Annotated in this window: 18 protein-coding genes and 1 pseudogene; 11 read left to right on the top strand and 8 right to left on the bottom strand. The window is 35.9% G+C overall.

Going from position 1 to position 24,960, the window contains the following annotated elements; all coding sequences use genetic code 11:
* From PL77_RS21705 to PL77_RS21690, 4 genes are all read left to right on the top strand, one after another.
* The coding region (locus PL77_RS21705; RefSeq protein ID WP_044210220.1) for a RagB/SusD family nutrient uptake outer membrane protein at positions 1-1,307 on the top strand (1,307 nt) is incomplete at its 5' end.
* A 414-nt stretch (positions 1,308-1,721) separates the two neighbouring features.
* Positions 1,722-2,642: a glycerophosphodiester phosphodiesterase family protein gene (locus tag PL77_RS21700; protein WP_044210218.1), complete on the top strand. Its 921-nt coding sequence runs from the start codon at positions 1,722-1,724 to the stop codon at positions 2,640-2,642.
* Positions 2,629-3,594, top strand: coding sequence for a glycerophosphodiester phosphodiesterase family protein (locus PL77_RS21695; protein WP_052444623.1), 966 nt, complete (start codon positions 2,629-2,631; stop codon positions 3,592-3,594). Before PL77_RS21700 ends, PL77_RS21695 begins: the two co-directional genes overlap by 14 nt.
* A gap of 448 nt (positions 3,595-4,042) precedes the next feature.
* A complete protein-coding gene (locus tag PL77_RS21690; protein WP_172665921.1) occupies positions 4,043-9,943 on the top strand; it encodes a T9SS type A sorting domain-containing protein in 5,901 nt (1,966 codons plus the stop codon).
* Between the two features lie 123 nt (positions 9,944-10,066).
* On the opposite strand, the gene PL77_RS21685 is transcribed toward PL77_RS21690, so the two are convergent.
* Together PL77_RS21685 and PL77_RS21680 are read right to left on the bottom strand one after the other, a co-directional pair.
* Positions 10,067-10,978: an alpha/beta hydrolase gene (locus tag PL77_RS21685; protein WP_044210212.1), complete on the bottom strand. Its 912-nt coding sequence runs from the start codon at positions 10,976-10,978 to the stop codon at positions 10,067-10,069.
* A gap of 181 nt (positions 10,979-11,159) precedes the next feature.
* Entirely contained in the window at positions 11,160-12,842 is a 1,683-nt protein-coding gene (locus tag PL77_RS21680; protein ID WP_044210223.1) for a glycoside hydrolase family 43 protein, read from the bottom strand.
* 578 nt (positions 12,843-13,420) lie between these two features.
* Here PL77_RS21680 and PL77_RS21675 point away from each other — a divergent pair.
* The 4 genes from PL77_RS21675 to cobC all read left to right on the top strand — a co-directional run bounded on the left by PL77_RS21675 (position 13,421) and on the right by cobC (position 16,521).
* Entirely contained in the window at positions 13,421-13,894 is a 474-nt protein-coding gene (locus PL77_RS21675; protein ID WP_044210210.1) for a DUF1572 family protein, read from the top strand.
* A gap of 275 nt (positions 13,895-14,169) precedes the next feature.
* The gene (cobT, locus tag PL77_RS21670; protein ID WP_044210207.1) at positions 14,170-15,180 is read left to right on the top strand and encodes a nicotinate-nucleotide--dimethylbenzimidazole phosphoribosyltransferase; all 1,011 of its coding nucleotides are present in this window, start codon (positions 14,170-14,172) and stop codon (positions 15,178-15,180) included.
* A 4-nt stretch (positions 15,181-15,184) separates the two neighbouring features.
* A complete protein-coding gene (gene cobS, locus PL77_RS21665) occupies positions 15,185-15,973 on the top strand; it encodes an adenosylcobinamide-GDP ribazoletransferase (protein WP_044210205.1) in 789 nt (262 codons plus the stop codon).
* Positions 15,958-16,521, top strand: a complete 564-nt coding sequence (gene cobC, locus PL77_RS21660; RefSeq protein WP_044210203.1) for an alpha-ribazole phosphatase — start codon at positions 15,958-15,960, stop codon at positions 16,519-16,521. The genes cobS and cobC overlap by 16 nt, the downstream gene beginning before the upstream one ends.
* A gap of 84 nt (positions 16,522-16,605) precedes the next feature.
* Here the strand turns inward: cobC and bglX are convergent, their stop codons facing one another.
* The 5 genes from bglX to PL77_RS21635 all read right to left on the bottom strand — a co-directional run bounded on the left by bglX (position 16,606) and on the right by PL77_RS21635 (position 22,078).
* Positions 16,606-18,858 carry a beta-glucosidase BglX gene (gene bglX, locus PL77_RS21655; protein WP_044210200.1) on the bottom strand — a complete coding sequence of 751 codons (2,253 nt, stop codon included), beginning with the start codon at positions 18,856-18,858 and terminating at the stop codon, positions 16,606-16,608.
* A 17-nt stretch (positions 18,859-18,875) separates the two neighbouring features.
* On the bottom strand, positions 18,876-20,360 hold the full coding sequence (locus PL77_RS21650) for a glycoside hydrolase family 30 beta sandwich domain-containing protein (RefSeq protein ID WP_044210198.1): 1,485 nt from the start codon (positions 20,358-20,360) through the stop codon (positions 18,876-18,878).
* 321 nt (positions 20,361-20,681) lie between these two features.
* A complete protein-coding gene (locus PL77_RS21645; protein ID WP_044210196.1) occupies positions 20,682-20,909 on the bottom strand; it encodes a hypothetical protein in 228 nt (75 codons plus the stop codon).
* Between the two features lie 348 nt (positions 20,910-21,257).
* Positions 21,258-21,707 carry a hypothetical protein gene (locus tag PL77_RS21640; protein ID WP_156152479.1) on the bottom strand — a complete coding sequence of 150 codons (450 nt, stop codon included), beginning with the start codon at positions 21,705-21,707 and terminating at the stop codon, positions 21,258-21,260.
* A 182-nt stretch (positions 21,708-21,889) separates the two neighbouring features.
* The gene (locus PL77_RS21635) at positions 21,890-22,078 is read right to left on the bottom strand and encodes a hypothetical protein (RefSeq protein ID WP_044210190.1); all 189 of its coding nucleotides are present in this window, start codon (positions 22,076-22,078) and stop codon (positions 21,890-21,892) included.
* Positions 22,079-22,363: 285 nt separating this feature from the next.
* On the opposite strand from PL77_RS21635, the gene PL77_RS21630 reads away from it, so the two are divergent.
* The 3 genes and pseudogenes from PL77_RS21630 to rimK all read left to right on the top strand — a co-directional run bounded on the left by PL77_RS21630 (position 22,364) and on the right by rimK (position 24,265).
* Positions 22,364-22,612, top strand: coding sequence for a hypothetical protein (locus tag PL77_RS21630; protein ID WP_044210188.1), 249 nt, complete (start codon positions 22,364-22,366; stop codon positions 22,610-22,612).
* A gap of 255 nt (positions 22,613-22,867) precedes the next feature.
* Positions 22,868-23,269 (top strand): annotated as a pseudogene (locus PL77_RS32420) (ATP-dependent zinc protease); the annotation flags it as partial.
* Between the two features lie 84 nt (positions 23,270-23,353).
* Complete coding sequence (gene rimK, locus PL77_RS21625) at positions 23,354-24,265, top strand: 30S ribosomal protein S6--L-glutamate ligase (protein WP_253274010.1); 912 nt, start codon at positions 23,354-23,356, stop codon at positions 24,263-24,265.
* A gap of 62 nt (positions 24,266-24,327) precedes the next feature.
* On the opposite strand, the gene PL77_RS21620 is transcribed toward rimK, so the two are convergent.
* A complete protein-coding gene (locus tag PL77_RS21620) occupies positions 24,328-24,816 on the bottom strand; it encodes a hypothetical protein (protein ID WP_044210183.1) in 489 nt (162 codons plus the stop codon).
* Positions 24,817-24,960: the final 144 nt, after the last annotated feature.

The raw sequence follows: 24,960 nt of genomic DNA, 5'->3' as shown, positions 1-24,960 counted from the left end.
TTACTCTCCGGGTAAATGTAGCTATTCCAGTAGAGATTGAAGAGGCAGTAACAGGTGCTTATAGTATGTTGAGAGGAAACGGCCTTTACGGTACCAATATACCCGTTTTAGGTGAAATTCCTTCTGACAATACTTTTGATGAAGTGCCTGCCAATGATGGTGGTAACTATGGTGAATTGGATGAGTTTACCACAATCCCTACCAACAGCGTAATCTCTTCTAATTGGAGAGAATCTTACCGTACGATTCAGAGATGTAATACCGTTTTAAATCGTATTACTGATATCGCTTTCAAAAATGAGGAAGTGAAAATCAACCGAATGGGAGAGATGAAGTTTATCAGAGGTTTGATGTACTTCAACATGGTTCGTCTTTTTGGTGATGTTCCTTTGGTGATTACAGAAACAACCGACGTAAATGATCATTTCGGGCAAGGTAGAACAGATTTGAACTTGATTTATGAGCAAATCATCATCGATTTAGAAGAAGCAATTGAAGAGTTACCTGTAAAAGGAGATATGGATGGAAGAGTAGAGAAAGGTGCCGCTCAGACTTTATTGGCCAAAGTATATTTGACATTAAATGATAAAGTGAATGCAAAGAAGTATATCGATGAAGTAATCAATTCTAACCAATATCAACTGTTGGAAAAGGGTGAAGAAGTATTTACGATTGCCAATAAAGGAAACGCTGAAGTCATTTTTGCTGCAAAGTTTGCCTCTGGAATCAACGGTAATGCAATGGGTTCTCAATACTATAGAATGTGTTCACCTTCAGGACATTTCGCAGGTGGAAAAGGTCATAATATCCCTACTCAGCAATTGTATAATTTATATGATGACAACGATGCTCGTAAAGATCAATTCGTGTTACCTGTAGAAACGATCTATTACGTTTCAGGAAAAATGGAAGAGCCATTAACGGATCAAAATGATTGTGGTAGTGATTATGTTATCCTTCGTTACGCAGACGTAGTATTGATGTCTGCTGAAATAGAAAATGCCTTAGGCAATACTTCTTTAGCATTAGAAAGATTGAACAGTATCAGAAGAAGATCGAATGTATCAGAAGTTACTTCAACGACTGATTTGGAAGGTGTAATTGCAGAAGAAAGGAGATTGGAGTTAGTAGGAGAAGGGCACCGTTGGTTTGACTTATTAAGAACAGGTAAAGCGATTGAAGTAATGAACGCTCACTTTGAAGAAAGAGGTCAAAATATCACTGTTCCTGAATTCAGGTTATTGATGCCAATCCCTCAATCACAGATTGATACGGATCCAGCAATTAAACAGAATCCTGGGTATTAATAACTCGTGGTGTGGTGTGACGTGCACCATGAATAAATTCATGGGCAGGTGATACTGATTCCAACAACACTAAAGTGTTATTTCCATCTACAACCTTCAAGACTTCAGTCTTGATTAGGTTGCCCTATCACTTGCCCATAGTTTTAACTATGGTGCCTGAACCAAAAAAATATGTTTTTAGAAATCAGGAGATTTCTGAATATCCTTTAGGCACGAATGTCGCTATCGCGAAACATTCGCGCCAGTGGGGAAGGCAATTCTCCCTAGCGCAAGTGTTAAGCGAAAGCGTCACTTGTGTTTTAAAGATCATCAGAAGTCTCTGACTTCTAAAAAACAAACAAGAATTTTAGATTGGATTAGATCAAGCGGTGCCGTTGAATTAGGGCGGTGCCGCACCTCCAAAAAAACAAAAACATGAAACCGATTATTTCCCTTTTTATCAAAATTGGAGCTGTATTATTATGGTCATTATCAGCCCAAGCACAACAGAAATCAGCTCAAGATTGGATCAATATTCTCCAAGATCATCAAGCAAAAGAAGTGATGGTAATTGCTCACAGAGGAGATTGGAGAAATGCTCCGGAAAACTCTTTGCAGGCCATAGAAAATTGCATTAAAATGGGTGTGGCTGTAGCAGAAATTGACATTCAAAGATCCAAAGATGGGCATTTTGTACTGATGCACGATAAAACCATCGACCGTACAACAAACGGAAAAGGCAAAGTTGAAAACTATACATTAGCGGAGCTTCAAGCTTTTTACTTAAAAGACGGATTAGGAGTGCCACAGCCTGTTTACACGATTCCAACATTAGAAGATGCATTGAAAATTTCGAAAGGAAAGATCCTATTGAACTTGGATAAAGCTGACAGATGGTTGGAGGAAGTTTTGGCTTTAGTGGATCAAATGGAAATGAGAGATCACTGTATTTTCAAATCCTCAAAACCTTATGCAGAAGTAAAAGCACAAATGGGTGATGAATTAGAAAAAGTATGGTTTATGCCAATCGTTCGTCCATCCAACCCTAATGTGATGCAAGACATCAAGGAGTACCAAGAGAAGATCAAACCAGTTGCCTTTGAGGTGTGTTTTCCAGAATACAATCAAGACACTCAAGATATCTTCGATGCAGTAAAACAAGGTAATGGAAAAGTATGGATCAACTCACTTTGGGACTTCCTTAGTGGAGGACATTCCGACGAAAGAGCCATGGTAGAAGGCAAAGACGAAACATGGGGTTGGATTTTGGAACAAGGAGCGACTATGATTCAAACAGACCGTCCAGAAGCATTAATCCATTACATCAAAAACGAAAAACAAAATGAAGAACTATAAATTATACATCACTTTAGCATTGACTTTAGCTTTAGGAGCATGCAATGTAAAGCAAAGTCAGGCACCACTTCAAGAAGCAAAAGTAGCGTCGTCAATTCCCTCAAAAAACAGAGCAGAAAAGATCTTAGACAAGATCAAAAATCCTACAAAAGATTATGTATTAGCCGTTGCCCACCGTGGAGATTGGCGATACGCACCAGAAAATAGCCTATTGAGTATTCAGCGTTGCATTGATTTAGGAATTGATATCGTAGAGCTTGATTTCCGTTTAACAAAAGACGGTCATTTGGTGGCGATGCATGATTATACTGTAGATAGAACAACTACCGGAAAAGGGAAAGTTTCAGATATGACATTGGCAGAGGTGAAAGCTTTGCGATTGAAAAGTAATTGTGGCATCCGTTATTCCCGTCAGCAAGTGCCGACTTTGGAAGAAGTGATGGAACTCTGTAAAGGAAAAATCATGGTGAACTTGGATAAAACCGAAGGTGAAACTGTACAAGAAGCTTTTGATATTTTAAAGAAAACGGGTACGGTAAATCAAGGGATTTTTAAAGGAGATGATTCCATTGAATTTATGCGTGAGAAGTACGGTGCATTGATGGACAGCATCATCTATTTCCCTAAAGTTTGGCCACGCACGAAAGACAAAACAGCATTTATCGCTAATTATAATAGAGAAATTGCACCGATCGGTTATGAGATGATTTTTGATGAAGAAGATTGCTTTATCACGGATGAAATCAAAAGAATGAACCAACAAGGAATTACAGTTCAAACGTGTGCATTGTGGGACGATCTTGTGGCAGGTCACAATGATGAGAGAGTATTAATTGATGGACCCGATGCCGCTTGGGGTTGGTTGATCGACAACGGAACCAACGCTTTGATGACTGATCGTCCAGAAGAATTGATTAAGTATTTAGAGGAAAGAGGAGTAAGAAACCTGTAATGAGGTAAGTACTAGGACTGAAGAAAAGTGATAATTTTAGGTTAATATTTTTTATTCTAATCGAGGCAGATTTGCAGAGCATAGCCTTAGTTACGCGATAAAAATCTAACGAAGAGTAGGATGAAAAAGGTAAGATAAAATGTCCGTTTTCTTTTTGTCCTAGTACTTATATAATTGAAAGTGAGTCAACCCTAGCAATGGGGTTGGCTTTTTTGTTTTAATTGAAAAATTGAATCAATTATCCCTCGATCCAATACAATTTTCATCTCAAATGTTAAAAATTGTATAATAAACAGATATTATTATTAGATTAGCTACAACCAAGCCACTTTACTCTTTTGGTTAGTTATTGTGCATTTTACCGAATGAAACAAATTATTGGAAATAAATTGATTTATTACTCAAACTAGGTTAATAGAATTATGCCTTATTAAACGTATCTATGATTATGATTAGACAATCCTATTTTACATTAAGGAGCCTTTTCCTTATTGCCTTTTTTTCATTGCCAATTTTTACCTACGCCCAATACAATATGATTGAAATCATTGGTTCGGGTTCACCGAGCGGTGATTGGGAAAATGGTACTCCAATGATGCAAGATTCCACAAATACCGACCGTTGGTACCTCAACAATGCCGAACTAATGGCAGGTGAAGTGAAATTCAGAGCAGATAGTAGTTGGAATTTTAATTGGGGAGGAGACACCTTTCCCGCAGGAGCACTTATTGGATCAGGAAATAATATTTCAGTTACTGTCGCCGGACCGTATAATATTGTAGTGGATCTCTCTACTCTTACCTATGAATTTGAAAGTCTACAACAAAGTAAAAATGGAGTTTCAATTGCTGAATTTTCGGCACTTACAGACCTATACAATGAATTGGGAGGGATGTATTGGACACACAACCTCAATTGGATGACAGAAGCTGATGTCTCACAATGGAATGGGGTAACGGTTACAGATGGTAAAGTAGTTGCCCTTGATCTTAGTTTCAATGGTCTTTGGGGAACGATTCCAGCATCACTTTCAAAATTACAATTTGCTACTTCAATCAATCTGAGCGGTAATTATATCTCAGGTATGAATGATCCAGAGATGGAAATGCCACTTTTAGAAGAACTTTCACTTCAACAAAACACGCTAAGTTTCTTACCGGATAGCTTGAGTAGAATGTCTTCGCTGACAAAATTATGGCTCGGTAACAATATGTTGAATGATGGAGCCGATCAGGTGTTAAGTTATATGAGTAGTCTAGAGCATTTGTATTTAGGTAACCAAATAGGAGGTGACACTGTTAGTTATAATAGACTTACCGATAGCCAAATATTATATCTTCAAAATACATTACCTAACCTTACCGAATTTGAATATTCAAACCAGTTCAGTAATTACTGTTGTGGTGAATATATAGTGGACGGAGATTCTACGGAGATGTATATATCTTATTTTGATTCAGTCAATTATTCATCATTCCAATGGTATCTTAATGGAATGCCTATCAATGGAGAAAATGGTCGCAAAATAAAAGTCAAAGCAACTGAAAATATTGATAGTATTTACACGGTAACAGCAGTCAATAATGGTCTTCCTGATTTGATACTTCTGTCAATGCCCATTGTTCAGAAAGGAGCAGTAAGAAGATTAGTAATTAATAATACGCCTGCTGATACAGAATTAGAGGATATTTATATTCATGTAAGTTCAGAAGCTTACGATTATACAGATCAAAAAAAGCTGATGTATGATGATATAGAAGGCGTTTATTATTTCAACTTAGAACAGTTCAAAGGGGCTTTAGATTATTACTTTACTTTAAAAGGAAATGACCGCTTTAGAGAAACGGAAGTAGGAGAAGATGTGATTAGACAGTACGATCCGTCAACTTTAATGGCATCAGATACATTACAAATCAGCATTTCTAATTGGTCAAACATGCCGACACCAAACACAACATGCGAAAATGCTGAGGTTGTCACGCTGGGTGACTATGCATCTGATGGTACGCCGTATTGGTACAAATACACTGCTACAGAAGATATTAATCTTTATTTGGGACCGGACCGTGATGACATTGAAGTTGAAATTTATAATACAAATTGCGATAGCCTTGTTTTACTATCCACAAGTAGATCCTACAGTTTAAATACCGGAGATGAAATATTAATCCATTTTAAGCATATTGATGGGAAAGACATTCCTTTCCAATGGACCCTTTCTGAGAGTGAATTTTTTATTCTATCACAGTTCGAAAACTGGGACACGAATTATGCTGTTACAATGGAAGAAGTTTCACCAAGAGTATACGAAGCAACTACTCGATTAAATAATGGAGATAATTTTTATCTGTATTGGGACGATGAAAGCTTATTAAGAATGTCCAATAATTTTGGTGTTTCAGGTGATTTCAAAATCCATTACAATTCGATCACTGATTCTTTAGGTTTTGAATTAGTAGAGGAAAAGATCATTGCTCCTTTCATGATATATAGCACTGATAACAGTAAACCGGATAGTTCAATTTGGTTAGCAGATGAGGAAATCAATTTACTTTTAGATTTATCAGATACTTATTTTGATGGAGAAAATCAGGACAATGCCTATCTGTATTTCTGGTTGCCTGATTTAGGGCTTGTAGGAGGAGATAGTTTGAATGGACAATGGCATGATTCGGCGGAAAGAAATAAGTTGATGCATATCGGTGGCAGTATGTATTCTTTCACTTTCATACCAACGGTTCATTTAAACCTAATGGTAGGAGATATTGAGGAAAAAGGTATTCAGTTTTTGGTGAAAACAAAGGATGGAGGTTTAAAAACAGTAGATGCTAAAGCTCCTTTCTTCCCTACTCAATTGAAGAATGAAAAACACCTGACCTTAAAAGTGAATATGAATCTAGCGATCGAAAAGGGATTATTTGACCCTACAGTAGATACTCTAGATGTGGCAGGTTCTTTTAACGACTGGGGCACTACTCCTACCTTCTTATGGGATGGTGACCAAGATGGCATTTATACAGTAGATATCAAGATGTTTGATGGGCGAGATACTGTTGAGTTTAAAACAAGAATCAACCAATCATGGGATCTTGGAAGACATGAATACCTTTATCGTTCTATGAATAGAAAACATGGTGTTCCTGACTTCAATAACACAGTTGAATATTGGTTTGATGATGAAAATGGTGATTATCCAACTTCGAATTTTGCTATTGATTTAAAGAAACAGATTTATTTGAAAGAATTCGATCCTGCGTCTGGTACAGTATGGTTGAATTTATATAAAGATATGGAGTTCTTTACCAAATACGAACTCGTTGCTTTAGATACACAAAGTGTCTTCTATTTCCAATCCAATCTCATGAATGATGGAGGAATGTATGATTATAACTTCTCTTTCAAATCAGATGCGGATTCAATGGAGATGGTAGAAAATAGCATTCGAAAATACACTGTAAAATCAGATAGCAATCGTGTAATGCATGTCTTTAACGATGTTCCTAGTGCTACTGTTGAATTGAAAGTGAATATGAATCTGGCAATCAGTAAAGGAATATTTGATCCTGCAATGGATACCTTAGATGTTGTGGGTACTTTCAATAACTGGGGGAATGACGGTTATACCACTTATTTATGGGATGAAAATCAAGATGGTATTTATACCGTAAAACTTCATTTCCTAGAAGTAGGAGATTCTATTGAACTAAAAACAAGGATCAATCAATCTTGGGAGTTAGGTGAACATGAATTAAGACATCGACCAAACAGAAAGTATTTTGTCAATGAGTTGATGAATACCATTGAGTTTTGGTATGATAACGAAAATGGCGATTATCCAACTACTACATTTGCAGTTAACCTTGAAAAAGCAATCTACCATCAGCATTTTGATCCTTCATCAGGTACGGTTTGGTTGAATCTCTATAAAGGTTTGGATGTTTACAATCGATATGAAGTAAAAGGACTGGACTCTTTAAGTGTTTATACTTTCCATTCAAATCAAATGGATACAGGAGAGAAATACGATTACAATTTCTCATTCCAGTCGATGGATGATTCAATCGCTACTGTTGAAAACATCTTCAGAACATATACTGTAAAAGCAGATAGCAACAGAAGAGAGCATGCTTTTAATGATAAACCAATCGCTACAGTAACGGTCAATGTGAATATGAATTGGGCTATTGAACAACAACTTTTCGACCCAATGACGGATACACTTGATCTGGCCGGAAACTTCAATAATTGGGGTACTGAAGGGATTGAGATCTTAAAAGATGTTGATAAAGATGGTATTTATACCACTGTATTGTATGAGTTAGATACACTGGAATGTAAAGTGAGAATCAACCAATCTTGGGAAGAGGGCCAACATGAATTGGCTAACAATCCGAATAGAAAATATCCGATTCATCAAAACCAAGAAACCATCAATTTCTGGTACGACAACGAAGCCGGTGACCACCCAACGACAACTATTGCCATTAATATGGCGAAGGAAATCAATGACGGGCGTTTCACTTCAGATGTACTTTATGTTGATGTATTGAAAAGTGATTCCACTTTGATGAAGCGTTATAAAACTCATAGTACTGATGAAAATGACCTTTATACTTTCTCCTCAAAATTGTTGGACGATGGCTTTAATTTCGTATACCAAGCAGTGTATTATGAAACGATTGAAGAAGACAGTACTGTAACAGTCAATGAAATTGTGGAGAACCAATTGTCAAGCTTTACAGTTGGTGAAGAAAGTAGATCTATTGAAAGATGGTTTAATAATGTGGAGTTAGTTACTACCATCACTCTTCAAGTAGATATGTCGGCAAAAATTGCTCAAGGTTTCTTTGATCCTGCTAAAGACTCCGTAGATGTGGCAGGTACATTTAATGGTTGGTCAAATGACAATGGAGAGTATAATTTATCTACAGAGGATAATAAGATCTATACAATTTCATTTGAAGTAGATAGCATTCAAGAATACAACTTCAAGTTTAGAATCAATGGAAGTTGGAACGACTTATTGCATGAGTTCCCTGGTAATGGGGAATTGGATAGAGCCATCACTCCTGAACTAGGAATAGAAAATATTTTCCTTTATTATTTCAATGATGAAAATATAGAAAACCCTGAAGTCCTTCTTAAAGTCAATATGGATCAACAAGTAACGTTAGAAAATTTTGACCCAACAACTGAGGGAGTTGAAGTGAGAATCAAATTCTATGAAGGAGGAGGTTTCTCTACTTATCCATTGATCTTAAATGAAGATGGATTGTATGGTTTACCATTCAACAAATTGGCTACTGGCGAAACTTATACTTATAAGTTTATGTATCAATATCCAAATGGAGAAGGAGGTTGGACTGTTTTTGAAGAAGATGAAGACAGAACATTCTTGGTGGAAACAGGTCAGCAAACAACATCTGTTTGGTATAATGATCAAGTGCCAGAAGAAAGAATTCTTGCAGTTTGGAATGTAAATATGCAACAGGTCATTAATACAGGCGGTTTTAATGTCGCAACGGATAGTTTGACGATGAAAGGTAGCTTTGATAATTGGACCGATGAAATTACGTTAACTCCAATTGCCAATGGTGGAAGTGCTTATACCACAAGTATTTCATTGCCTGCAGGGACTATTTACTATAAGCTATTTATTAATGGTGTAGAAGAAGTATTCTTAGGCCAAGATGCGAGTAATAATCGTTCATTTGAGTTAACTGCAGATACTACTTTGATCAGTGTTGTGTACCAGTTTGAGGAGACCACTGCCGTAGAAGAAGATAAAGTAGTAGCGACGGAAACAGAAGAAGGTACCGTGGAAGTGGTGATCGAAATAGATGAAGTTATTGAAGCACTTGGAGAAGATATCACTGTGGTTGCTATGCTTGCAGACGGTAGCCCACTTCCTGAATGGATTATCTTCGATCCAGAAACATTAACTTTCACAATTGATCCTTCAAAAATTCCATCAGGCCAAAGAAGTAATGTAGATATCGAAGACCTTGATATTGTCATTTTAGCCAATAATGATGAAGGAGAAAGTTTGGCAATAGAAGTGAATTTACCAGTTGATGAATACATCAGTAACATCACCTCGTTAGAAGATGACCTTTTAAAAGGTATTACACTTTATCCAACGTTGATTGATCAACAATTAAATGTAAAGTTTGATGCCCCACTCCAATCAATTCATTACCAGGTTTTAGACCTTCAAGGAAAGCGTGTTCTTCAAGGTACTGCAAGTGGTGATTTTGAAGTGGACTTCGAGACTGTCCAATCTGGTTTATACGTAATTCAGATTCAAAATGCAGATACTATTTCCACTTTTAAAGTGGTCAAAAAATAAAATTGTAACCTAAAATCTAATCTGAAAAATAGTCAACCCCATTTGGGTTGACTATTCTTTTTTTAAGCTATTCTATTTTAATTTCTATGTATTAAAGTAGCTTTATTCTATCAAAGACATCTATTACAGATTTTCTAACCATTTATCTGCCAATGCAGTCCAATTTGGTGCTTGATCAGATGCCATGCCCATACCGTAGCCATGACCACCGGTGGGGTACAAGTGCATTTCAGCTTGGATTTTATTTTTGACTAAGGCCTGATAAAAGAGAATAGAGTTTTCTACAGGTACAGCCCCGTCATCGGCAGAATGTAGAAGAAAAGTAGTAGGCGTTTTCTCCGAAACTTGTAATTCATTTGAGAACTGCGTCACTAATTCTTGTGAGGGTGATTTGCCCAATAAATGATTTCTTGAACCCATATGTCCCACTTCCTTGTCCATCGATATTACCGGGTAGATCAATAACATAAAATTGGGTTCAAATTGTTCCTGATCAATTTCATCTTTGGCAGGGTAATAGGACTTAGTGTGCGTGCCCAATGTGGAAGCTAAATGCCCTCCTGCAGAAGAACCAATGACCCCTACTTTATTTTTATCCAAATGGTATTCTTCTGCCTTTTTGCGAATTATTCTCATGGCACGTTGGGCATCTTGAATAGGGGCAAGGTGAGACGTAATTACAGATGCAGATTGAGGCATTCTATACTTTAAAACGAATGCAGCGATACCTTTACTGTTCAACCACTTTGCATAGTCTGTTCCTTCCCAATCCATTGAGGCTCCAAAATAGCCGCCTCCCGGAAGTATCAAAACCCCTTTACCATTGGCATTTTTTTTAGAAGGTAAAAAGACTTCTAAAGTAGGCTTTTGAATTTTTGTCATAAAGATGATATCCTTTCCAACATCTTCTTCTTTTTCATCAGCTTGCTGATAATTTGGAATGTCTTTATCTTCCCATAGCGGTAAGATTTCTTGTGAGAATCCGTTACTAATAGTCACCATTAATAATAAAAATGTAAGTAGTTGCTTTGTCATTATTGCTGTTTGTTTAAAAAAGGGATTACACTACTGTAACTCCAAAAAAAATAAGCGTTTTGAAATTAAGAATGTAGAATGATACTTTTCAATGATTCTACACTTTTTCCATAAATTATTAAATTTACGGACTAAAATACGAACCATTTTTCTTCATTCTACATTCTTAATTTTTCATTATCTACTCAAATCCTTTATAACTTACCCAATCAAAATCTGCATATTCTTTTGTTGGTTTTCCATTGCTTGTGGCGAAGATACCGCAGTAAGCACCTGTATAACCGCTGTTCCAACCAAAACTCAAGAGATAATCTGATTTAGTCGTTTCAAAAGGTATAAAAGTTTTCCCATTGTCCAATGAGTAGGAAAAGGAGTATTTATTTTCTTTAGAAAGTAATTTGAAGACGATTTCTCCATTATAGTCAGCGATAGGTTGCTCCTGTAATACCTGAAGATCTTCTACTTTTTGTTCTGCTAAAACAAGCTGTAGGACATGTTTCCCATCTTTCTTCTTTATGGTAAAATTGATGAAATTGTCGTCTTTTTGAAAGATACTGATACCAGCTTCTGTTCCTTCTTTTTTACCTGCAAATTTCATTTTTGCAGCATATTCAAAGTCAGTTTCTTTCTGACGTACACCCATCAAACTAGCTCTACCTCTTTTCTTGATTACTTCAGGTTTTAAGTAGAGTCTCAAGTATCCTTCTTTAGCGGTTAAACTGTAAGTATTTTTCATTGGAACTCTTCTAAAATTCCACTCTACATCCAATTGATCGTTGTCAAAATTATCCATAAAGGCATCATTTCTCATTTGAGGATGATCAGCAAAAGGAAGTTCTTCGTTCTTCATGACACGACCTGTTTTAGGAGCAACCACCGGCCAGTCGTATTTGATTTCTTCCCACCAGAAAGGTACCCTTTCCCATTGAACCGGTATTAGAAAAGTCTCACGTCCCATGTTAGAAGCCCTTTTGACATCCCCACGAATACCTAATGCCACCATGTACCATCTGCCATCTTTGAGTTGTACAATATCCGCATGACCTGTAGAGTTGACCCAGTTATCATAAGATAAGTTTCTTGTGGTGAGAATAGGGTTTCTTTCATTTGATTCATAAGGCCCTGTCATGTTTTCACTCACCGCAATCATCATGGCATGATTGTAACTTGTACCCCCTTCAGCCACCATCAGGTAGTATTTTCCATCATGTTTATAAACGTGTGGTCCTTCTACCCAAACACCACCACATGCACCTCTGTACAAGTAATGTCTTTCACCTTTTAGTTTCCAGTTATCAAGATCCAACTGTTGTGTCCATATTTCACCTTCACCCTCGTAATTGGGGTTTTCGGGTGAATGCGTTCCAACGAACCAAACGTCTCCATTATCATCAAAAAAGATATCAGGGTCAATACCTGGTGCACCTTCGATAATATGAGGTTCAGACCAAGGTCCTGCTATATTTTCAGCAGTGATGATAAAGTTGATGGTCTTTGTTGGAGAGTCATCAATTGGATTATAAACGTTGGTGGTGATGATATAAAATTTCCCTTCGTGATAACGGATAGTAGGGGCATGGATACCGCCATTTTGTTGTACATCTACAAGGTTCATTTCGCCATCACATTGATCCACTCTGTGAAGACCATAGCCTATGAATTCCCAGTTGACTAAATCTTTAGATCGATGAAGGGGTAAACCCGGAAAATATTCAAAAGAGGAATTGACGATATAATAATATTCTCCGTCAGTGGTGATAGAGGGATCAGGGTATCCTCCCTGTAGAATCGGGTTTTTGAAAGTGCTTTCCTGAGCCCAAGCGAATTGAACCACGAAAAGTAATAATAGGGTTAATTTTTTCATTTTCATTTATTCATTGAATCAATTACGCATCAATTTAACAATTCACACTATATCGCCATAATTTGACAATAAGATTTAGTATAGTTTAAATTGCAGCAATTTCTTTTACGTGGGAGAGGAGATGAATAAATAGAATTAGTACATTGTAAACTAAACTTCCGTCAACTTTCAATCAACCTTTCTGTCCACATATATAGGATCAACTTTCAAACTTCCTTCTTCTTTATTTTTCCATTGATGAAAAACAAAGCAAAAAATCTAGGCTTAGAAGTCAAAAGCTAAATTCCATTTCTCTCGCCTAAATGATTTTAAACTCGCTGCGCTCAAACAACAAAATCATTTTTAACGGCTCACTTCATGAAATTCTTAACGCTTTTCCCTTCAAGGCCGAGGAAAGTACTGCCAAACGAATTGGGTAGAATGCCACTGGCGCGAATGTTAAGCGATAGCGGCATTCGTGTCCTACAGATCAACAGAAATCTCCTGATTTCTAAAAATCATAAATATTCGAAAACTTAGTTTACAATGTAATTAGTATTATTTTGTCTTGGTACTTAATAAACATAAAACAGAATAAGATGACAAACGCCAACGTACTAGCCAATAGACTAAGAGAAGTGATTCTTGATGGAACTTGGATCGCGAATACCAATTATAAAGCACAATTGGACGGTTTGGAGTATACCATCGCAACAACGAAGGTGAAAAACCTTAATACTATCGCTGTGTTGGCCCAGCATGTACATTATTATATCAAGGGGATTATCAATGTTTTTGTAAATGGAAAGCTAGAAATTAGTGATAAGTATAGCTTTGACTTTCCGCCGATTACATCACAACAGCAGTGGGACCACTTTTTAGAGAAGTTCTGGCAGGATGCAGAGCTTCTAGCAAATCATATTGAGCAGTTAAGTGATGAAAAATTGCAGTCAATTTTTGTAAAGAAAGAGTATGGTTCATTCCAAAGGAACATTGATGGTATGATAGAACATGCTTATTATCACTTAGGGCAAGTGACTTTGATTCAGAAGACACTATTTGCAGAAGATTAACATGTATTTAGTTTAGAAATAAGTTTAGAATTTATGACTTTTACGGGCAGAAATAATTCAATTAAGTACAAAGTCAAAAATAAATTATAGTTAATTCTAATTTATTTTTTGTGAGTACAACGCTAAAAAACGTATGAATAGTGGTTCTATTGAAAGTTTTTTAAAGGAAGTAATCACACAATAATAAATAGAATTAGTAATAGGTAATTTTGAATTTGTACTTAGCAATTATATCATTTAACTAAACTATTAAAAGCTATTACAGCTTCAATCAGATGGAAAAAGAGCTACAGCACAAAATTAATTTTAAAACAAAGCCTCTAGGATCACTAGGGATGTTAGAAAAATTGGCTTTGCAGATTGGTAAAATACAAAATACTTTATCGCCTACACTAACTAACCCACATATCATTGTATTTGCAGGGGACCACGGAATAGCCCACGAAGGAGTAAGTCCATTTCCTCAAGAAGTTACTTTCCAGATGGTCATGAATTTCTTACAAGGCGGTGCTGCAATTAATTCGTTCTGTTTACAACACGATATTAATCTTAAGGTGGTAGATGCAGGCGTTAACTTTGACTTTGATCCTAACACTGCGTTGATCAATAAAAAGGTAGGAAGAGAAACAGCAAGCTTTTTAACCGCAAAAGCAATGACTCCTGAGCAATATAAAGAATGTATTGAGAACGGTAGAAGTGTAGTGAAAGAGGTGGCCAAAACAGGATGTAATGTGATTGGTTTTGGTGAAATGGGAATTGGTAATACTTCACCAGCATCATTAATCATGAGCCAGATTTGTAACATGACGATTGAAGAATGTACAGGTAGAGGTTCGGGTGTAAATGATGAACAACTTCAAAAGAAACTCAAAACATTAAAAGCAGCAAAAGAGTTTCATGGTAATATCGAGAATGCTGATGAGTTGATGATGACTTTCGGTGGTTTTGAGATGGCTCAAATGTTGGGAGCATTTCTTGAGGCGAAAGACCAAGGAATGGTTATATTAGTGGATGGTTTTATCACGACAAGTGTATTTATGGTTGCTGCTGAGCTTAATCCATCTATACTTGAAAATGCCGTTTACTCTCATCAAAGTGATGAAGGTGGACACAAAAGAATGATTGAACATTTAGGAGGTGAGCCTGTTTTAAAATTGAGCCTTAGATTGGGTGAAGGTACAGGTGCGGCTATCGCTTATCCAGTGGTGAAAAGTGCAGTACAGTTTTTAGATACGATGGCAAGTTTTGAAGATGCCGGAGTGAGTAATCATGATGAATTTAAATAGATAAATGAGAGAAGAAATCAATATTTTCTTCACTTCCCTCACGTTTTATACGAGGATACCTTGTCCCTTTACTATTGATTATAACCCTGATCATATTAATAAAGCGACAAGGTATTTTCCGTTAATTGGGTGGATTGTTGGAGTTATTTCCTTTGTTACTTTTTGGGTAAGTTCCCTACTTTTTGATACTGCAATTTCAGTAGTGTTTTCTTTATTGGCAGGGGTGTTGACTACCGGAGCTTTTCATGAAGACGGATTGTCAGATGTGGCTGACGGATTTGGTGGAGGATGGACCAAAGAACGCATTTTAGTCATTATGAAAGACAGTCGTGTAGGTGCTTATGGAGTGATTGCATCCGTATTGCTTTTCTTAATGAAATATGCCGGTTTATCCCAACTTTTTACATTGGCTCCTTCCGATGATATTGGCCTCATGGCATTATTATTTGTGGCCTACCATTCGTTATCTAGACTCACAGCAATAAGTATTTGTTTTATATCAGAATATGCTCGTGATGATGCCACAAGTAAGGTAAAACCAATCGCCAAAACCCATGGCCTAAAAGAGATTTTCGGAGCGTTTATCTTTGGATTGACCCCATTAGGACTTTTGTGTACTTACAATTATTATTTCGCTATAACCATAATTCCATTGATCGTATTGGCATTACTTTCTAAGCGTTATTTTGAAAAATGGTTGGATGGTTATACTGGAGACTGTTTAGGAGCTGTACAGCAAATTGCAGAGTGTGTAAGTATTTTAAGTTTTATTGCTTTATGGAAGTTTATGTAATTCGACATACCGCGGTTGATGTACCAAAAGATGTATGTTATGGTCAGTCTGATGTGCCATTGAAATCTACTTTTAATGAAGAAGTAGAAGCCTATCGGAAAACTTTACCGACTGATTTTGACCTTGTTTTTTCAAGCCCTGCAGAGAGATGTGTAAAGCTTTCTGAAGCTTTGGATTATCAAGATATTACCTTTGATGCTCGTCTGTATGAACTCAACTTTGGAGATTGGGAAGGGAAAAAATGGAGTGAGATTGATCCTTTAGAATTGAATCCTTGGATGGATGATTTTGTGAATGAGAAAGCTACAAATGGAGAATCTTTAGCAGAAATGTTTACGAGAGTAAAATCATTTTTGGATGATCTGAGAGATAGAGAAATTGAGAAAGTAATGGTAGTGGCACACTCTGGAGTACTTCGTTGTATTTGGGCTTACCTTCTTTCTATTCCATTAAAAAGTATCTTTAAACTACCTGTTGGTTTTGGGGAAACATTGGTGTTCAACTTAGGAAAAGAGGTGGATTACGATAGGATTATTCAAATGAAATAAATACGGAGTGCATTGTAAAATAAATGAAATAAGGCTTGTCTGAAAAGAAGTAAAACTCTTCACACAAGCCTTTCAACATATTATTTATTTAATATCTTTTAGTGTAATGATCTCTGAAGCTAAATTATCAGAAGCATTTCCAACAAAGATTTCAAACTTTCCTTTTTCTAGTAAAACATTACCATTTTTATCAAAGAAAGACAATTGATCATCACCAATTTCAAAAGTCACTTTTTTGGATTCACCCGGTGCTAAGTACACTTTTTCAAATCCTTTTAATTCTAACTTAGGACGCATATAAGAAGCAACTTTGTCGTGGATATACAATTGCACCACTTCTGCACCCTCATATTTACCTGTGTTTTTCACTTCTACCGTTACAGAAATTTTTTCACCTTTGACCAATTCTGTATTCGATAATTTTGGTTTTGAAATACTAAAAGAAGTATAAGATAAACCATATCCAAACGCATAAGCAGGTGTTACAGACACATCCAAATAGTTATTCGTTAAACCGACGGGATCTAAAGGCGTTCCTGTTGGAATACCTAACATCTGAGGGTTGGCAGGTCTACCTGATTCGATGGAAGAATAATAAATAGGAACTTGACCCAATGTTCTTGGGAAAGTAACCGGAAGTTTACCAGAAGGAGTTACTTTTCCAGTAATTACATCTAAAATAGCAGGACCGCCCATTGTACCAGGATGCCAAGCATAAAGGATTGCATTAACTTTATCTTCAATCGTTCCTAAAGTAAGAGGTCTACCAGCCTGTACTACCAAAATAATATTTTTGTCGGCTTCTGCCAATGCATCAATCAAAGCTTCTTGAGCACCTGGTAAATTAATAAAAGCTCTACTATGCCCCTCGCCTGATAAAATAGCATCTTCACCTGCAAAGACAATCACATCTTTTACACCTTTCATGGCGTCAACAGTAGCTTGTATTTGATCAGTTTTATTTGATCTTGCATTTTCTAAACCTTGAGCAAATACAATTTGATCACCAAAAGCCTCTTGAAATGCATTAAAAGGTGTCACAACTTCATCAATAACAGCATCTAGTGACCAAGTACCGACTTGTTCCGCAGGAGCATCGGCCAATGGCCCAACAATACCAATTTTTTGATTTTTAATTTTGAGAGGTAGAATATTCTCATTTTTCAATAAGACCAAACTCTCAATCGCCATTTTCTTAGCCTCAGCTTTATGAGTGGCACTTAAAATTTCAGTGTCTTTAGGAACACCATTGTACTCTTGTTCAAAAAGACCTAACGCTACTTTGACCCTTAATATATTTTTGACAGCAGTGTTGACAATTTCAATGTCGATTTCACCACTTTCAACCAGTTCTTTTAAGTGTTTTTGGTAGGCAGAAGAAACCATTTCCATATCCAATTGAGCTGAAGCAGATTGTAATGCAACGTCTCTTAGATTTTCGCTATACCCTTGGTTGATCATTTGAGACATTGATTCCCAATCACTTACTACAAAGCCATCAAAATTCCATTTTTCCCTTAATACTTCTTTTAATAAGAATTGATTTGCTGAAGCTGGAATACCATTAATATCATTGAATGCCGTCATAAAAGTTCCTACTCCAGCATCCAATGCAGCCTTAAAAGGAGGGAGGTAAGTATTCCATAGTTGGTAATCTGGAATGGAAACAGCGTTGTAGTCTTTACCATTTTCCGTAGCACCATAACCAATAAAGTGTTTAGCACATGCGGCAATCCTTCCCTTTTCAGAAGATAACTCATTGCCTTGAAACCCTACTACCATAGCAGTTCCTAATTCAGCTGTAAGGTAAGGGTCTTCTCCTAAAGACTCCGCAATTCTTCCCCAACGTGGATCTCGACTTATATCAATCATTGGTGCAAAAGTCCAATTAATACCTTCGTCATAAGCCTCCTTTCCTGCAATGTTGGCCCCTGTTTCTACCAGTTTTCTGTTCCATGAAGCCGCTTGACCAAGTGGAATAGGGAAAATAGTTTTATAACCATGAATGACATCTCGTCCAATAATTAAAGGAATTTTATTGGGGCTTTCTTTGGCTACAATTTTTTGAATTTTTTCGATCGCTTTTGGGGTGCCGGCGTTGAGGATGGACCCCACACGACCTTCTTTGATGGCATCAATGACGTATTGTGGTACCTCATCACCATTAGTAGAAGCAATTTGAGTCATTTGCCCAATTTTTTGCTCTAATGTCAGTTGATTGAAGATTGTATTGACTTTATTTTCCATGCTTTGGTTAGTTTGGGCTGAAAGCATATTGTTGAGTGCAAGCACTGGCATTAATACCAGTGCTGCAACAAATTTATTCACTCTATTCATACTTGTTTGTATTTCTATTATTTATAAAGCAATGTTTGGATCGCGTGAGCAGGAATTTCTACTTGAATTTCTTGTCCACTAACGATGAAATTATAGTTGATATCTTCATCTGTTTCGTTCATAACAATCGTAGCTACTGATCCATCTTCATTTTGGAATGAAGTACTGATCAAAGTACTACGGCTTGTAGTTGTACTCACTCTTTTTGCACCTGGCGTAATGTACTTGGAGAAGTGACCGATGTAGTAGTAAGAAGGAGTGTAGATCAATTCACCTTTTGTAATATCAGCGTGAATTGGTGCAAAACATAAGTTATTGACATGGTTTGGACCACCCGTTTGATCTAATAAGATATTCCAATCCGTCCAACCTACAGTCCCTTGATTAAAATCATTGATCATATTACGACCATATCTTTCACCATTACTCCATCTCTGATAGTGCTTGGCATCAAAACCTTCTTGGCAACCCTCTGTAAATAAGATGTTTTTGTCAGGGAATGATTCTCTGATATTTCCTAAATTTCTCTGCATTTCTTCACCACCAGTCCAGTTTTCATACCAGTGCATACCAATACCCCAAGCATATTTTGATGCTTCAGGATCTTCAAAAATTACATTGGCTCTTTGAGAAATCAAGTCGCGGTTATGATCCCAAACGACAATGTTTTTATCCGACATTCCTGCCTTTTCGAATGTTGGCCCTAAGTAATTCTTTAAGAAATCTCTTTCTTGTTCAGCAGTATAAATACAAGACTCCCAAGTTTGTGTAGCCATTGGCTCATTTTGGATGGTTACACCCCACATCGGAATACCTTGCTTTTCATATTCCTCAATAAATCTCACATAATAATTGGCCCATGACTGGTAGAATTCAGGCTGAAGAGTACCTCCTTTCAACATATTTTTCTTTCCTTTCATAAATGCTGGAGGCGACCAAGGTGAGGCATACGTCGTCAATTGACCTCCACTAGAAGCAATGGCTCTTTTCATCATTGGAATTCTGAATTCCAAATCATGTTCAATTGAAAATGTCTTTAATTCTTTATCTCCTTCTTCAATATAGGTATACGAGTAAGGAGAAAAATCACTACTATGTATAGTTGTTCTCAGCAGAGAGTATTTAATACCATCTTCAGTATAATAAGCTTTGATTAATTCGTCTTGTTTGTCTTTTGGTAGCTTGGCCCATACTTCGGCAGAAGCATCAGTTATAGCACCACCAATCCCCATAAAGGTCTGGAAAGACTTATTTGGGTTTACAAATACAGAAACCTCATCTTCTCTGGGTTGATCCGCTTTTTTGAAAGAAGCTTTTCCTGTTTCAGAAAGTCTATGTTTTGTATTCGAAGCAGTAGTAATAATTTTTACTTCTTCAAGAGCTAAAGCAGGTTTTACTTCCTCGGTTTTAGTTACTTCATTTACGGCACCTGATTGCACACATGCTGATAATACAACGGGTGCGATAATAGCCTTTAGAATATTGCTTATTTGTTTTTTCATGATGGAATCAATTCGTAAAACTTTATTTTTTCATTTCGTTTACAAATGTAGATGACGCACTTCTTAAATGTCCTACAACATGTTTCTAAATAAAGTCTACAGCTGAAATCGATAAGTCTACGAATAGTCTACATCAATTTGTAATATTCACTTAATAAGTAACTTGTGTGTTGTTTTTGGTATAAAATAAAATAACTTACTGAAGTAGATTTTAAGTATTCCAATGTTTTTGCAAAGTGTTTTTTCGTTTAAGAGATAGAATTTTACACATAAAAAAAAGGAGATAAACTCCTTTTTTACGATTCCTTTTTGGTTTTGTTTTTAGAGAAAGGGCAATACCTCAATTCCTTCTTCAGTCAATATGATTTTAATATCATCTTTTTCTTCTTTGGCTTCAATCAACCCATTTCTGCATAAAGTGTGTGTGATCCTTTTTAACTCATGGAGTGAAGATGTTAGTCCTAATGTTTCGGCTAATACTAATATCGAATGATAAGCCCCTGGTTCAAGAGCTTTTACAATCTGTAGAGATTTATATTGTATACTCATCACCTTATTTAGTTTATTTTTTGTACTAAAAGATCAGAATACTCATTCCAACCTAATTCTCTAAGTACTTATTTAAATAAACGTGCATTAACAAAAAAAGGATACATAGATAGCGTAAGTTTCTCTTTAAAAATGAAAATATAATCTTAAATATGTTATACAGGTACGGTAATAAAATACAATACGTTCAAATTCATACTTTTAAAGGTAGAACCAAATTATCTTTATTCCCCCAATTTGAAAAACCCTAATTAATTATATAATTTTATGACGCAATTGTACATTCAAGCGACGAAATCAAAGATCTTTTTTGGCGATTTTGTCGCTAATGCATTCCTATATATTTGATTATAATTGCTTTACAACCTTCCTGTTTTTATCAAAATACAATGCTTTTTGTTGGTTAAAAGATTGTTTCTTTATTCTTAAAAAGGAGTTGTCTTCAAAATAGTAGTTGATGGTCAATTCATAATGAACAGCATATATTTGTAATTCAAAAGCAGCATCTTCTTTCAAAGGAGTTTGAATAGTTTTGACCAGAAATTGATAAAAATCTTCCTTTTTTTGAAAATCTTTTTGGGGATCAATCTCCACCTTATAGTCTAAATACACTTCATTTTTATTAATATAGGCACCACTTTTATAAATAAGAGTAGAATCTTGTACTGACACCTCGTAGTTATTACAAGTCGAAACAAAATAATCTAAATATCCTGTAGTTTCTTCGTGATCCGATTGGGCATATGTAAAATTGAGAAACAGTATAAAAAGAAAAGTGAGAATATATTGATACATCATATTTTCAAAAATAAATCATTAAAGCTAGTACTATATTGTATTCAATTCTATAGAAGCAGCGTTATGTTTGAAGAGAAGATTTATGTAAAATCTACCCTGTCTATTTGAACTACTATCCACATCACACATCATTGATAAATTGTGTTCTCCCTATTCAAGCTCCTAAATGCATATTTTTAGATTTATTTCTCTGTTTCTAGTACTTTTTGTGCATTCCCTGTAAAGAATATCTCTGATAGTATTGAATTTTCCTTTTCATTATTCCAATTCAAGGTGTTTAAGAGGTTTTCTCCTTCAAAAAGTAGTAATAAAGCAATACTAGATAGTATTATTAGAAGACGACTGTAGTGTTTCATTATCTGTTGTAACATAATTGGTTATTAGAATATAAACGAGTTTCATTTCAAGTACTTTTATTGATTTACAATCAGTGAGTTATTAACGTTTTAAAGTACTTGAAGAATACAATAAGTTCTTTAATTTATACTGTGCTCTAGTTAATTTTCGGCCTGTATTTTACTAATATTTAAAAACAATACTGTTAAAACTCTTATTTATTAGCAAAATCTATTAAAAGTGACTTAACTCATTTTTCTATATTAACATTAATGAATATTATTGTGGACACACTATTTATTGAAATTACCAAGTAAAACATGTCAACTGAATCTAAAATTACTAAACTATTAGCAGGTATTTGCCTTAACTACGGGACATCACTTCAGACAATTGTCCGTCAATTTGGAATCAAAGCATCAACACCGGAACTGGAACAAATGATTGATGAATTGCATGACAGAGGTTATGTACATTCTATTGAAAAAGGCCCGAAAGGTATTTTTGCCCAGATGACCTCCCTAGGTAACGAAAAAGCAAAAGATTTATTAGAGTATGCTACGGCATAGTCTAGTTGACTGCAAGAAAGGCACTATTTATTTAGTGCCTTTTTTTGTTGAGATAAGTCACTAATTTTCAGTTGAGTGTGTGCTAATTATAATTTCTGAGCAAATAAATTAACTATTTCGTCATTTTCTCTTAAAAACGTTTTTCTACAATTATATTAATATTCAAAATATTTACCGGAAGAGTGAAACCTTGAGAAGGTAAATGAGTTTAATAATTGATTTTCTGTCTTACACACTACTTTAAATCAGTCATTTATGAATACAAATAAAATAATTGTTGGAAGCGAAGAATGGTGTAGCTTCCCCCAAATAAACATTCCTGCTATCAAAGCGAGAGTTGATTCAGGAGCTAAAACCTCTGCCCTTCATGCTGTTAATATTACTCCTTACAAAAAAGATGGAACTCCTTGGGTAAGTTTTGAAGTTCACCCCTTACAAAATGATGGAAAAACGACAGTAAGATGCGAGGCTCCTGTTCATGATAAAAGAAAAGTAAAGAGTTCAAGTGGTAACACTGAAGTGCGTTTTGTCATTAAAACGGTATTAGCGATTGCTGATGATACATGGGAAGTGCAATTGACGCTAACCAATAGAGATACTATGGGCTACAGAATGCTTCTTGGACGCCAAGCCATGTCGGGCAAGATGTTGGTGGACCCAGAGTCATCATGTTTATTAGGCGAACCTACCGAAGATTTATTAAAGCAATACTATCATAATAAGATTGCAAAACCTACGGGCTTGAAAATTGGACTTTTAGCAAGCAACCCTGATTTATATAGTAATAGAAGAATCATGGAAGCAGGGGAAGAAAGAGGACATGAAGTTGAGTTTTTAAATATTAAGGATTGCTATATAAAGCTTGATGGAAAGAACCCTGAGATGCATTATCGTGGAGGCAGAATTTTGAACGACTTTGATGCGATTATACCACGTATTCGTCCTAGTGCTACTTTTTACGGTACTGCATTGACAAGACACTTTGAAGCCATGGGCGTTTATACTCTCAATAATGCCTCATCTATTACAAGGTCGAGAGACAAATTGTATGCACTTCAATTGCTTATCAATAATGGTTTACCGATCCCAACTACAGGATTTGCCAATTCTCCGTTAGATACGGATGAATTGATCAAAATGGTAGGCGGAGCACCATTAATTGTCAAACTATTAGAAGGTACACAAGGAAAAGGGGTAGTATTGGCAGAGACGACAAAAGCAGCGGAGAGTTTGATTAATGCTTTTAAAAGTCTAAAAGCCAATATTCTAGTTCAAGAATTTGTGAAAGAAGCTAACGGTAAAGATTTAAGATGTTTTGTAGTGAATGGTAAGGTAGTGGAGAGTATTATGCGTACAGCCGCTCCTGGTGAGTTTAGAGCAAATATACATATGGGAGGCACGGCATCTCTTGTGAAGATTACTCCAGAAGAGAAAAAAGTGGCTCTTTTAGCAGCGAAGACACTCAACCTAAAAGTAGCAGGTGTTGATATAATCAGAGGTCAAAACGGACCATTATTACTAGAGGTGAACTCTTCTCCTGGTTTGGAAGGCATAGAAGGCGTATCTAGTAAAGATATTGCAGGGAAGATGATTGAGGTAATTGAAAAAGATCTTAAATATAAAAAAACAGAGATAGCGGTAGAAAATGCCTAAAGAAATAAATGGCTCCAAGAAGATTACTTTTTGGAGCCATTGTTATTGAAGTGAGAATTGTATTAATGTTCAGCTAACATTTTTTTATGATCGGCCATCAATTGAGCATGTTCTTTTTCCATCAGTTCATGTTCACTTTCTAATGTCTCTTCATGTTCTTTTTCCATCCTGTCATGATCAGTTTTCATTGTAGCCATATCTACATTACCTGAAGCATGTTCTTTAATTAATACTTCGTGTTCTGCCAATATTTCGTCATGCTTTTTCATTAAAATATGATGCTTTTTTAGAATAGCAGTGTGCTGAGCCTCCATAGCTTCATGTGAAGGATCTTCTTTACCACCGTTTATAGCCTCATGTTCTTTGACCATTTTTGCATGCATAGCTTCCATTTTTTCATGATCTTCTGCTAATTTTTTGTGCTCAGCCTCCATTTCTTTATGCTCTTTCAATAGTGCTTTATGCTCTTCAGATTCTGAAGGGTTGGAAGAGCACCCGATAAGTAAGAAAGAGGCAATTAGAAATGAGAAAATTTTAATAGTTAATTTCATTGTAATAATATTGATAATAGAAAGTTATATTGATACTCTAATATAACTTTATTCTATTTGATAATCAATAATGTGAGGCGGCCTTTGTTTGTCGTTACCTGTTCTAATCAAAATTGATAAAGCTGGAAGTTGATGAAAACTTAG

The sequence above is a fragment of the Flammeovirga sp. OC4 genome (assembly GCF_000812565.1).
Classification (GTDB): Bacteria; Bacteroidota; Bacteroidia; order Cytophagales; family Flammeovirgaceae; genus Flammeovirga.
Note: the sequence above shows the minus strand (reverse complement) of the source record. Positions and strands in the feature narration are given on the sequence as shown.